At 45.3% G+C, this 12,827-nt stretch carries 9 protein-coding genes; 3 read left to right on the top strand and 6 right to left on the bottom strand.

The genetic code is table 11. The annotated features are described in order from the left end of the window. Nucleotides 1–2: 2 nt before the first annotated feature. Genes CVU62_10695 through CVU62_10685 form a run of 3 tightly spaced genes read right to left on the bottom strand, consistent with a single transcriptional unit; the run spans nt 3 to nt 1,955 of the window. On the bottom strand, nt 3–1,040 hold the full coding sequence (locus tag CVU62_10695) for an N-acetyl-gamma-glutamyl-phosphate reductase (protein PKN37068.1): 1,038 nt from the start codon (nt 1,038–1,040) through the stop codon (nt 3–5). 47 nt (nt 1,041–1,087) lie between these two features. Then, on the bottom strand, nt 1,088–1,480 hold the full coding sequence (locus CVU62_10690; GenBank protein ID PKN37067.1) for a 30S ribosomal protein S9: 393 nt from the start codon (nt 1,478–1,480) through the stop codon (nt 1,088–1,090). Nucleotides 1,481–1,526: 46 nt separating this feature from the next. Then, a complete protein-coding gene (locus tag CVU62_10685; protein ID PKN37066.1) occupies nt 1,527–1,955 on the bottom strand; it encodes a 50S ribosomal protein L13 in 429 nt (142 codons plus the stop codon). Nucleotides 1,956–2,341: 386 nt separating this feature from the next. Between CVU62_10685 and CVU62_10680 the strand changes: the two genes are divergently transcribed. After that, nucleotides 2,342–3,040 (top strand): hypothetical protein, encoded by a 699-nt coding sequence (locus CVU62_10680; GenBank protein PKN37065.1) that lies wholly within the window; start codon nt 2,342–2,344, stop codon nt 3,038–3,040. A gap of 226 nt (nt 3,041–3,266) precedes the next feature. Here the strand turns inward: CVU62_10680 and CVU62_10675 are convergent, their stop codons facing one another. From CVU62_10675 to CVU62_10665, 3 genes are all read right to left on the bottom strand, one after another. After that, complete coding sequence (locus CVU62_10675) at nt 3,267–4,469, bottom strand: DegT/DnrJ/EryC1/StrS family aminotransferase (protein PKN37064.1); 1,203 nt, start codon at nt 4,467–4,469, stop codon at nt 3,267–3,269. Nucleotides 4,470–4,487: 18 nt separating this feature from the next. Further along, nucleotides 4,488–5,645: an alcohol dehydrogenase gene (locus tag CVU62_10670; GenBank protein ID PKN37063.1), complete on the bottom strand. Its 1,158-nt coding sequence runs from the start codon at nt 5,643–5,645 to the stop codon at nt 4,488–4,490. 136 nt (nt 5,646–5,781) lie between these two features. Next, nucleotides 5,782–6,525, bottom strand: coding sequence for an rRNA methyltransferase (locus tag CVU62_10665; protein ID PKN37062.1), 744 nt, complete (start codon nt 6,523–6,525; stop codon nt 5,782–5,784). Between the two features lie 426 nt (nt 6,526–6,951). Between CVU62_10665 and CVU62_10660 the strand changes: the two genes are divergently transcribed. Both CVU62_10660 and CVU62_10655 read left to right on the top strand, forming a co-directional pair. Continuing rightward, nucleotides 6,952–10,053 (top strand): hypothetical protein, encoded by a 3,102-nt coding sequence (locus CVU62_10660; GenBank protein PKN37061.1) that lies wholly within the window; start codon nt 6,952–6,954, stop codon nt 10,051–10,053. A 764-nt stretch (nt 10,054–10,817) separates the two neighbouring features. Next, the coding region (locus CVU62_10655; GenBank protein PKN37060.1) for a formate acetyltransferase at nt 10,818–12,827 on the top strand (2,010 nt) is incomplete at its 3' end.

Raw genomic sequence — 12,827 nt, 5'->3', positions numbered from 1 at the left:
CATCAGGGATAAAGCGGCGCTGTTCGCAAACCGGCGTCTTCTTCAAAACCGCAGACGATGTTCATATTTTGCACAGCCTGCCCGGCAGCGCCTTTAATCAAATTATCAATTGCCGCCATTACAATAACTCTTTTTGTTCGCAAATCAACAGCCAATCCGATATCGCAATAATTCGATCCGCAAACAGAAGAAATATTCGGATACTGTCCGAATGGACAAATTCTCACAAATTTCTCTTTCGAGTAAAAATTGCAATACAAAGAATGCAGTTCTTCCAAAGAAACATCTTTCTTCAGTTTCGCGTAAATCGTGCTTAAAATGCCTCGCTTCACCGGTAGTAAATGCGGCGTAAACGAAATAGCGAATTTTTTGCCGGCCAGAGCATTTAATTCCTGCTCAATTTCCGGAAGATGCCTGTGTTTGCCGACTTTATACGCTTTAAAGCCGCCGTCAACTTCACAAAAAAGAGATCCCGTCAGCGGTTCCCGCCCCGCCCCGCTTACTCCCGAGGCCGAATCCGCGATAATTGTGGATACATCCAAGATGTTCTTTTTCAGTGCCGGAGCAAGACCTAAGATTATGCTTGTCGGATAGCAACCGGGATTGGCTATCAATTTCGCCTTTTTTATTTTTTGCCGGTAAAGCTCGGGAATGCCATAAACAGCATCTTTTATAAATTTGGCACTGCTATGTTTTTGATACCAGGTTTCATAAGTTTTTATATCCCGCAAGCGATAATCGGCGCTCAAATCAATGACCTTCTTGCCCGCCCTGACAAATTCCGGAGCAATCTCCATGGAAACGCCATGAGGTAGCGCCAGAAAAATTATATCGCAGATATCACTTATCTGAGCCGGATTAACGTTTTGATATTTTAAATGAGTCAGTCCCTTTAAAGACGGAAATACTTCAGATACCGGTTTTCCAGCGAACCGCCGGGAAGTAACAGCAACCAATTTTACTTCGGGGTGTCCCGACAAAATTCTGGTTAATTCCTGACCTGTATATCCGCTGGCTCCGAATATTGCTGCCTTAATCATAAAATCCCCCAAAAAAAAGGGAGGCCAGAAGCCCCCCCTGTTGAATTTTAACGTTTGGAGAATTGGAATCTTTTCCTGGCTCCGGGCTGCCCGTATTTCTTTCGTTCTTTGACACGGGCATCTCTGGTTAAAAAGCCCGCCTTTTTCAGAACTGATCGCAACTCGGCGTCATATTCCAGAAGAGCTTTAGAAATTCCCTGTTTTACTGCTCCTGCCTGACCGGCCACTCCACCACCGTTCACATTAACATATAAATCAAACTGATCTTTTTTACCAGTAATCTCAAATGGTTGCTTGATTATCATTTTAAGACTGGGACGAGTAAAATATTCATCATAGCTTCTTTTATTGACTACGATGTTACCACTACCCGCTTTCATATAAACACGAGCAATTGCACTTTTTCTTTTACCTGTTGCATAATAACGTTGTTGCGCCATGATTTCTCCAATTATGAAAATAATCTAATTTATAATTTTATATCCGTTAAATGGACAATTTCTCCGGACATTGTGCTTCATGAACATGGGCATTGCCGGAATAAACTTTTAGTTTTTTCAGCATCTTGCGTCCCAGATTGGTTTTGGGAAGCATTCCCTGCACCGCTGTACGAATCAAATTTTCGGGTTTTTCTGCCAACATTTTTCCTGCAGTCGTTTCTGTTAGTCCGCCGGGATAACCCGAATAAGAATAATACTTTTTATCGATCAGCTTTTTCCCTGTAAGTACAATCTTTTCAGCATTAACTACAATGATAAAATCGCCGGTATCACAATGCGGAGTATAAGTAGCCTTATGCTTTCCCCTCAAGCGCAGAGCTATTTCACTGGCGAATCTTCCCAATACTTTACCGGAAGCGTCCGCAATGAGCCACTTTTTGTCTGCCGTTTGAGCATTTGCCATATATGTCTTCATAATAAAACCACCATCTTAGTAAAAAATTGAAAAGAGATGATTATTCAATTTCGTATTGCTTGTCAAGCAAAATGTTTATATTTTTTTACTTATTTGATGACCAGCATATTTCCCAAATTTCATCATTAAGATACTTTTGGAAATCCGTAAGAATATCGTTCGTCTTGCTGTCGGACAAATATTCCATAATATACCAACTTGGCTCAAGTGCGATATTAGCATAAAATACCAAGTAGTAAAAGTTCATTTTGTTCATTTTGTTTGATTTTTAAGCACTTTTTTCTTTGCATTCTTTTCAGAAAAAAGTGATATTCGTTGTGAAAATCGGAAAAAACCAACCAAGTATATAAATTGTTAAACAGGGCAAATGAAGGATTGTCTTACGTATGAGTTTCTGGCTGAAAATTAATTGGGCTATCTGGACTACTTTGGTGGTGATAGTAGTAACTGGTGGCCTCGCAAATTATTTTTCGTCGACGAAGCGTGTTGCTCTTGAGTTGCGTCCTAATGCATCCGTCGTCGTTTCAGTATTTCGGCCTTTCTCGGACAAACTAAGGCTTCTTCTTGTATTTAAAGGATCAAAAAGACCAGAACTTGGCGAATGGGGTACTACAAAGGAAAGTGGAGAATACTTTCTTGAATTTCCCAAGCCTGGCGTTCCCATAAAACTGCTGATACGCGGTAAAAGCAAGGCAACCATATATGAGGCACTACCTGTCAGTGGTTATTCAGGTGACAATGCTTTCCGTGATCTTTATCCGTTTGTAGATGATGGAAAACCAAATATTGTTCCCTGGCCACCAGATTTGGCACTAATGCAAAATATTCCAGTCGGCATATCAACGTTAAATATTTCCGTTCTTGAAGTTGGAAAGCAACTGGTTGGTGAAAGAGTTATCCTAGTTATTAAGGAACCAATAGATTTGAAGTTTATACCAGCATCTCTTGGCTATAAAATTCTTTGGTGGTTTATTTTTTGGCCTCTGTATGCATCGCTCTTGTTTGTATATGGAATTGCATTACTTTGGAAGTCTATCTCTATAATTGCAACTAAGAGGGGTACACTAGGTAGGAGTGAGAAATAAAAACGTTTAACCAGCCGCTGCACCCGATCGCAGCCCGCTGGGCTGCTCCGGGTGAGCTTTTCGTCTAGACAGCATTTCCACTAACGACCAGCATCACATCCAACAACAAACTTGATATCCGAAGTAGAACGCGGCGGCGAGGAGTCGGCTCCGCAGGCGTATATTACAATACGTCGAGGAAGCCGACGACGCTGCCAACAAAGTTATACGAAGGAGAGCAAGTTTGTTAGATGTTTTTCGCGGCTTGTTCTATTCCTTTTCTTATCCCATCCAGTTTTTCCTGGCTCATCTTCACGGATATGCCCATAACCAACGTACGCCCCAGAATACTTTCGGCCTGCGGAATGCTCTCTTTTGTATACTGCACCTTGCCTTTATAAGACGGATTGGTAAACGGATATTTTTTCGAGTTGGCCGTAGACTTCGCCAGAAAATGTTCCCAATTGGGAACATAGTGCCACAAATTTCTCTTGTAGCAGACAGTATCCACACCTTCAGCGCTAAGCAGATTCTGGAACTTCTGCGCCTGATTTTCATCCGGCAGATTAAACGCCAGGAACGTGGCGGAATCTCCTTCGGGATCCGGTTTAGCGCGGAATCCCACGCCGGGAACCTGCGCCAGCACATCCATGATAAACTTTTTGTTTTTCTTCTGCTCGCCGATCAGATAATCCAGTTTGCGCAACTGCGCCAAGCCCAACGCTCCCTGCAGTTCATTCATCCGGAAATTAAACCCAAGAATGGTTCTGCCTTCCAGAGCGCGGCTTACTTTTGGATTATGATCATGGCCGTGGTCATGATACCACTCCGACCGGTGATAATAATCAAGGTTATTTGTAATGACCATGCCGCCTTCGCCGGTGGTCACCGTTTTAACATAATCAAAGCTGAAAGTTCCCATATCGCCGAAACTGCCCAGTTTTTTACCTTTAATGCTAGCGCCGCAGCCTTGAGCGTTATCTTCCAAAACCAGCAGTTTATTTCTATGGGCGATTTCCACTATTTTATCGATATTGGCGCCCGAACCGCACATGTGCACAGGAATTACCGCTTTGGTATACTGAGATTTTTTCTTTTCAATCTCCAGAGGATCGAGATTGAGGGTGTCGTCAATATCCACCATCACGGGAATGGCGCCTACTTCCATTACCGCCTCGTAAGTGGCTAAAAAAGTAAAAGCGGGTACAAGCACTTCGTCACCGGGCCCTACATCCATTGCCGTGAGCGCAATCTGGAGAGCCGTCGAGCCGGAAGTTACGCCCAGCGCGTAGCTTGTGCCGCAATATTTGGCAAAGGCCTCTTCAAATTCACGAACCTTGTAAATTCCTTTTCTTTCTTTATCAAAACCATAACGCATCAGGATGCCTGTTTCGAGAACATCCATTATTTCCTTCATTTCTTCTTTTCCAATTAGTTCTGCTCCAGCCATTTGTCTAACCTTCCTTTCTTAAAAAGCTTGTGCGTAAATTGCGATCATATCTTCTTTGGTAATTTTGCGGGGATTATTTTCCAGCGGCCTGGCCACAGTCAACGCCACATCGGCCAAGGCAGGAAAATCTTTTTCTTTGATGCCGAATTGAGCTAGTGACGAGTGAATGCCGCAATCTTCAATTAAAGCTTCAACGGCTTCCAGAGCCAAATAAGCGGCTTCGCGCTCGGGAAGACCTTCAATATTTTCTCCCATCGCCGCAGCAACATCTGTAAATTTTTCCAGCGCCGCAGGCAGATTAAAAGCCATTACCGCCAGCAACATCATCGTGTTGGCCAGTCCATGTCCGACACCGTATTTTCCGCCCAGAGGATAAGAAAGCGAATGCACCGCCGTCACACCGGCATTCGCCAGCCCGATTCCGGCATATAAGCTTCCCAAAAGCATTCTTTCACGCGCGACAATATTTTTACCATCATGCACACAGGTACGTAAATTTTCGGCAATGAGAGCTATCGCCTCCAGAGAAAACATCTCGCTCACGGGTGAAGAATTAACCGATGTGTATGATTCGATGGCATGACACAAAGCATCCAGACCGGTCTGCGCCGTGGGCACGGGTGGAAGACTCAGTGTCAATTCCGGATCAAGCAGAGCCAGCTCCGGATAAAGATATGGACTGTTCATTCCTTCTTTCTTTTTCAAATTCTTCCGCACAAAAACCGCGGTAAAGGTAACTTCGCTGCCGGTACCGGCGGTCGTCGGGATCATGATTTTGGGAAGTCCCGGTTTGGGCACTTTATTGAGACCCAGATAATCAACAGCACTACCTTTATTTGTTGCAAGTACGGCAATGGCCTTGGCCACATCCATCGCACTGCCGCCACCGATACCAATGACGATATCGCATTTGTTTTTAACGGCGATTTTTGCACCTTCATCAGCCAGTTCAATGGGCGGTTCCGGTTCAACCTTATCGTAAACAGTAAATTTAATACCTCCGGGAATAAGAACGTTGGCTATTTTCTCCAGCAAATCTGTTTTGGCAAGATTTTTATCAATAACCAGCAGAGGATTTTGGGCATGGAATTCTTTGATATGGCTGGTCAATGTCAATATTGAACCGTTGCCAAAAATAATTTTTTTCGCGCCTGTAAAAGAAAATGTTTTTCTCATAATGTAAAGCCTCCATCAGTATTGATTATATAATTATGACGTTATGTTGCATTGGATATAAACCCCGGGGACGTAATCACGCGGCAAGGAAAGCAATGCTTGTATGTGCAATCCCTATGAGAACTGTCCGGTAAAGTCAAGTTTTTTTGTGGTGAGCGTACCACTCAAGCTGGCGGCAAATACCGCGAATAATCCCTACCTCGCGCGACAAAAGCGAGGAGCGGCTAAAGAAGCGACGCAAATGCATCATCCAGTAATCAGGATTTTCGGGATTTAAAAATCCGATATCGGCAAGCAATGTTTTGATTTGTCCGTACATCCCCTCCAGTTCCTGTGATCGCGCTAATTTGGGTGTTGCCGCAGCTGACGGAGTTGCCGGAGAAGCTGAGATAAATATTTCATAACACAAAATCATCACAGCATGAGAAAGATTAAGCGATGTGAATTCACGCGATGTCGGAATGGTGACTACGGAATGACAAAGACGCAATTGATCATTGGCAAGCCCCGTATCTTCCGGACCGAAAAGCAGGGCAACTTTGTTTTTCTGAGAAATATTTACAATATCACCCGCCGCCGCTCTCGGAGAAATAAAAGGCCCGCGTGCTTTGCCCAGACGGGCGGTTGTCCCCACGATAAAATTGAATTTTCCAAGTGCTTCAACAATGTTTTCAGAATACTGGATTTTATCTAAAACATCGGCGGCCAAATGAGTAGAGCGTTGTTGCATTGCCTCGTGGTCAAAATTGGAAGTCCCAACAACAACAATGTTTCCGATGCCCATGTTTTTTGCGGCGCGGGCAATCGAACCGATATTGCCCGCATATTTTGGCTTATATAAAACGATGCTGATATTTTTAGTTTTGACCTTCAAAATAATTCCCTTTCCTGCCGAAGAATATTATTGTTTTAATTATACATACGTTGAGGAAACCGACAACCCCGGCCTTCGCCGGGGCAGGCTGTGCCATCAAACATAGCACTTTGATTTTAAAATAGCATGTTTTTATAAATCAGTGATTAACGAAATGCACGGGGAATTTGTGCTTTTGCTGGCAATCAACTAGTATTCTTCCTTATAAAATTAGACTATCGATTTCTTACTGTTATATGGTGACCAATATTTCATTGACAGACGATATAAAGTCTTGAAGAACTCTCTGAGAATATCCCAGCTAGCTTTTTTCAGAAAACAGACAGGTGATGACTCAAAACAGTCATGTCTTTATTGAGACAATTTTCCTTGCAATCTGTTTGTCGTAAGAGTATAAATTTCTAATACAAAGCTAACATTGTGGAGATAATAATGACAAATGATTGCGTTATGTTAAGTGATGAACAATACCGATTTCTGACGGTTTTGCACGCACTTAATTGCGAAGTTTCCATTGAAGTTCTGGATGTCCTGGCGCCGCTTACGCCGGGGAAGCTCTTTGAACTCCTGCGGATATCTGAAAAGGAAGATTTGATATGCCAGAGGCCCGGCAACAGATTCTGTCTTGGCAAGATCCTGCCCGATCAAGTTTCGAAAAAGCTCGAAAGCATATGCAATAAAACTTTTCTTGTAGACCTGATTGATATGATTTACTCCGCTAATCTCGCCTCCGAAATTGACCAGACAGTGCTGGCCGGTCTGCTCGAACGTTCCGGGCGTAGCCTCGAATCCGCATGCATTGAGAGTGACCTGGCAGAAAAAGAGTTGGCCAATCGGAACTACGAAGTAGCGCTTGACCACCTCCGTCTCGCCGTCGGCAGATTGCGGCAATTGGACGATCATCAGGCTCAAGCCCTCTTCTTGTCATTGGCATTGAAATTATCAAACATCTGCTTCCTGCTGGGCAGGCATCTAATGGAACTGCACGATATACTGATCAAGGCACAGGAGGTATCGATAAAGCTGGGCGACAGGCGATCCAAAGCGCTTATCAATCTGCAACTAGGAGGAATGTATTGGCTCGCCGGTGAAAATGATGCATCCATAGAGGCTTTATCCGTCGGTTTGGAAGGGGTTATGGAACTGGGCGATAATGACATCCTCAACCAGTCGGCGGAATTAATCGGAGCCTACTACTTCTTCAAGGGCCAGAACAAGGAGGCCATGGCTTACCTTGAACGTGTCGAGAATTTCCCAGAGATCAATACGGAAATAGGCATGCCCATGACACAACTGATTTTTATCTATTGTGCGATTTATCTTGGCCAGTTTCATCGTGTAATAGGTTTCCTCGATGCCCATTTGCGCCAGGCCGAGGCGCGGGGCAACGAAAGCATGTGTTCGATTTTAGGCAGCATGCTGGGCCAGGCGCTCACCCTCATCAAGCGATATAAGGAAGCTGAAACTGCGCTCAACAAGGCCAGAGAGAGGTCGATATCCACCAACAATGCCATCGCTTACCTTTTCTCCGGGGCCGGTCTGGCACTGCTAGCCTTTTCCAAGGGTGATTATAAAAAAGCCTACGATATCTTTGACGAATCCTTGATGAAAAGTTTCAAATATGGATTGACAATTGAATATGCAACTCCGATTGTCCTGGAGGTTAACTACGGGCTATTACGGTTAGGGTTCAAACCTATAAGCGAAGCATATGTTTATCCCGCCGCTCTGGAGAGCGTCCTCAACGGCATTAATATACATCTCAAGGGTGTCGCGTTTAGAATCAATGCCCAGATTAAAGAAGACCAGGGAAACGCAGACCTGCAATCCATCATGGGCGATCTTCAGGAGAGCAAAAAATGCCTGGAGGCCTCAGGCGACCGGATGCAACTGGCCAAGACGCTTCTTTATATGGCGCATTTTGAACTTATCGGTGGCAACAAGAAAAAGGCTGGAGAACATGCCGATACAGCCTGGCGCCTCTACAGCGGCTACGCGCCCGACCTCTTTCCCGACCAATTCAAGCCCCTGCTCAATAAGCGTGTTACCGAGGCACGGCCTAATGAGGAACTTCTAAAAACCTATTTAACCATGACCAACAATATCAAAGCGGCCATGGAACAGGAAGAGATTCTCGAACGGACCGTTATATCAACCAACGAGTTCTTCGGGGCCGAACGAGGCGGTCTTTTCTGGTTTGATGAAGGAAAACGAACGCGCAAGCCGGCATTATGGGCCTCCATAAATTTGTGGAAGGATGAAGTTGAATCAGAGGCGTTCAAACCCTACCTTGATCTGGTGTGGAAAGCCTTTCACTCTAATAAAGCCATTGTCTTCAAAAATACCGATAGCGTCAAAAGCTTCCCGGACGGAAAAATTCGATCCATCCTTTGTATCCCGATAGAGGTTCGAGGTACAACCCGTTGTGTCCTCTATCATGACAACTCCTACCTGTCTGATGCTTTCGATTATCTGGACCCTCTCATGATGAGATTACTGGGACGCCTCACCGGCGACCTTATCGATTTCATCATGAATAATTTGAGAATCAAGCAGGAAATCGAACGACTGTCAGGAGAAAAGGAAGCCAATCGTTCCGCCATGAATGGAATAATCGCCCGCTCGCCTGCAGCAACTAAGCAGTTGGAACTGGCGCATCAGGCCGCATTAATAGATACCACTGTCCTCATCATGGGAGAAACAGGCACGGGTAAAGGACTTCTTGCCGGATGGATACATGAACAAAGTCGCCGCGCCGCCAGTCCGTTTATTGTCGTGGACTGTACGACAATCCCGGAGAATCTTTTTGAAAGCGAACTGTTCGGTTATGAAAAAGGCGCTTTTACCGGTGCGGAGAAACAAAAGCTGGGACGGTTCGAGCTGGCCAACAAGGGAACGCTTTTTCTCGACGAAATCGGCGAAGTTCCTCCACAGGTTCAGATAAAGCTCCTCAAGATCCTGGAGGAAAAAACATTTGTCAGGATCGGCGGCGGTAAAATCATCCGATCGGACTTCCGCTTGATTGTGGCAACCAACCGCAATCTGAAGGAAGAGGTTGCCGCGGGGCGTTTTCGCGAGGATCTTTTCTATCGTCTCAGCGTCTTTCCCATCACCCTGCCACCGCTCAGGGAACGCGGTGACGACATCCTGGAACTTGCGCGCCATTTCATCACGCAGTATGCCAAACGTTATGGCCGTCAATCAATGATTTTGTCACCTGGCGATACGACGAAACTCCTGAAATATGCCTGGCCGGGAAATGTGAGGGAACTACAAAACGTCATCGAGAGGGCAATAATTGTTTCAGGCTCCGGAGAGCTTCAATTAGGGCTCTCTCTGACTGAACCCCAAAAGGAATCAGCAGACTTATTTGACGACAAACCGACACTTGATGAAATGCAGCGAAGATATATCAAGAATATCCTCAAAATTACAAATAATCGAATCAGCGGTCCGGGCGGCGCGGCAGAGATATTGGGCATGAAGAGAACAAGCCTTTACTCTCGAATGAGGACTTTGGGTATTGCGAAATGATATTAAATATTTACATCATGATGCCTATGTCCAAGAATCTAATTGGACGATAGGTGATTCAAAGACCACAGATGATCATCAACTTATGAAATAGCAAAGCACGTCGGGTAATCAACCTTTAAGTTAAGTGGTAATCCTAATTTCTGACCACTGCCACCACTGAAACTCTGCGGAGAAAATTTAAAATTAAGTCGGTGCAGAAATCCATTTTTTGTTTCTTTCTTGCTCCCTTGTTCATTTCAGCTCACCAAAGTTGGGCATGTAATAATACACATGAATGACGATATAAGGTCATTATTTGTTTTGTATAGAACATCTTGAAAAGATGCTTTTTATTAGTGTAGCAATATTAAGCTATTACGTTCACCATAAGACTGGCATATAATTTGCTTTTTTCATTTGCAGCATCATTTCTTCAACACAAGAAAAGCACCATAGGGAAATACGCAATGATGTTCAAGGCGATGCATGGACGCAAGGTTTGAGGTTCAAGCCACCAATTTGCCAATCATTAATATTGCAAAGATAAATAACAAGGTTTGATGAAATTTAAAAATAAAACCAAATAAAAAGAAGAGAAGAAGGAGGTGACATCGATGCCGTTATGCAAGGAGTGTAAGAAATTCTTTCCTATAAAGGAAGGCAGATAAGGATGCAAGTTCTTGCTCTTCATTTGAGAAGAAATAAAAACAGATCATATTCTTACCCCAACGAGAGGGGAATCAGCTGAAAAGCCGAAAGGCAACAAGAAGGGAGGAAATTTTATGGCAGAGCCAGCAACAAACGCAAGTATTAAAGATCTAGAAAAGAAACAAGAATGGTGGTGGGCCGCGGAGAAGAAGCGGTCGAAGAGGTTGGATTACCTCAGAAAGGCCATCTGGAAAAAAGGGGCGATAGGAGGCAATTATCCGGTGGGATTGCATGTTGATTTGGAGCAGGGCGTATTGCATACCCAAGCGGCTCGCGATCTGGAGCTTGCACCTGATCCGCCTGTCGTCAAATTTGCCAAGCTTTTTGCCTATTATCTGGATCACAAGACGATCTTCATTACTGATAAGGCCCAGCTCGTAGGCTACGTGGGTAGTCTGCCCAATACGGTGGCTTGGAATCCAACCGTAGCCACGCTCATGAATATAGAGGTTCTCAATGATTCTACGATTATTCCTGAGCCACTTGATGATAGCCTGAAAGTACTGAATGATATTATAGCTTACTGGTCCGGAAAAGCCGATGCCGATCGGATGATTCCCTACGCGGATATGGACGATGTATCTAAGATTCTCTCCGGCACGATCGGATGGGGTGTCCCGCTCGCCAGAGGTGGTTATTCCGGCAAGGATTATGAGTACATTATGACCGGCAAACGGGGATTTGCAGATGTTATCGATGAAATCGACCAGCAGATTGATAAGGCGGATGCCATGGCCCACATGCCTACCGCCAATGAGGAAATTACTGAGCTGTATGAAAAGATGAATTATTGGGAAGCTATGAAAATAGCCCTCGAAGCCGGTATTCGCCATGGTCAGCGCTTTGCTCGCCTGGCCAGACTCATTGCGGAAAACTTCGAGACCGATAATAAGCGCAAAGAAGAGCTTTTACAGCTCGCCAATTGCTGTGAACGAGTACCGGCCAAGACGCCCCGGACCCTCCAGGAATCTTTCCAATATGACCTATTCATTCAGCTCTTCAGCCGGAGCGAGGCCATCGAAGGCGCCTGGCCGGCCAGACCGGACTACTACCATGGTCCGTATTACGACAAGGACGTCAACATCGACAAGAGCCTCACCAAGGAAGAGGCCATGGATCTGGTCGGCGAGTTTCTGATCCGGGCCGCCGAGATTTCTCAGTTCAAGGTGAAAATGATCCGGGAAGGATTGCAGGGTATAGAAGGAACATGGGTCTGGACTCTGGGTGGTGTCAATAAAGATGGCAGTGATGCCTGCAACGACTTGACAACAGGTCAGGGTCTCGGTTATCCTTCAATGCGTAATGATCCTATCCTGATCGCTAATTCCATGCATTGGCACGGACATCCCATCGAGGAAGCCCGCACCTGGGTGCATCAGGCCTGTATGTCGCCTTGTCCTACTACCAAGCGCGGTTTCCAGCCCATGCGCATGGCCAATGCAACGGCCAACTGCGCTAAGATCATCGAGTATGTCTTTACCAGAGGTTTCGACCCTGTGGTCAACATGCAAATCGGAGCTGAAACACCAGATCCGGCCACCTTCACCAGTTACGAGCAGGTATATGATGCCTGGATTCTCCAGATGAAGACTATCTTCAGTATCCTGACCCGTATGGTGAACATGGGCAGAAAATACGCTCCCCGATTTACACCGCGACCTTTCCTGTCAGGCATCTCCGAGCGCTCGGTGGAAAGCGGCATGGATGTGAATGAACCTTCAATCAGCCAGGGCAATTCCTGGATAACGGCCTTTACCTGGGTGGAAAACATTGACAGTTTGGCGGCGATCAAAAAATTGGTCTTTGATGAAAAGAAATACACCATGGCCGAGCTTAGTAAGGCTATTGCTACTGATTGGCAGGGTCAGGAAGAAATGCGTTTGGATTTTGTCCGCAATGCGCCTAAGTGGGGCAATGATGATGACTATGTCGACAGCATCATGCTCAAGTGCCTGCGGGATATTGCTGTTTTCGCGCACGAGTTGAGAGATCCCATGGGTAACACCTGGCCGATTCTGCCCGAAAACGTCAGCGGTAATATCCATTATGCCAATGTCGTGGGTGCATTGCCCAGCGGTCGCCGA

It is taken from the genome of Deltaproteobacteria bacterium HGW-Deltaproteobacteria-2 (assembly GCA_002840505.1).
In the GTDB taxonomy this organism is placed as follows: domain Bacteria; phylum Desulfobacterota; class Syntrophia; order Syntrophales; family Smithellaceae; genus Smithella.
The sequence above is the reverse complement of the archived record's forward strand: the minus strand, read 5'-3'. Positions and strand labels throughout refer to the sequence as shown.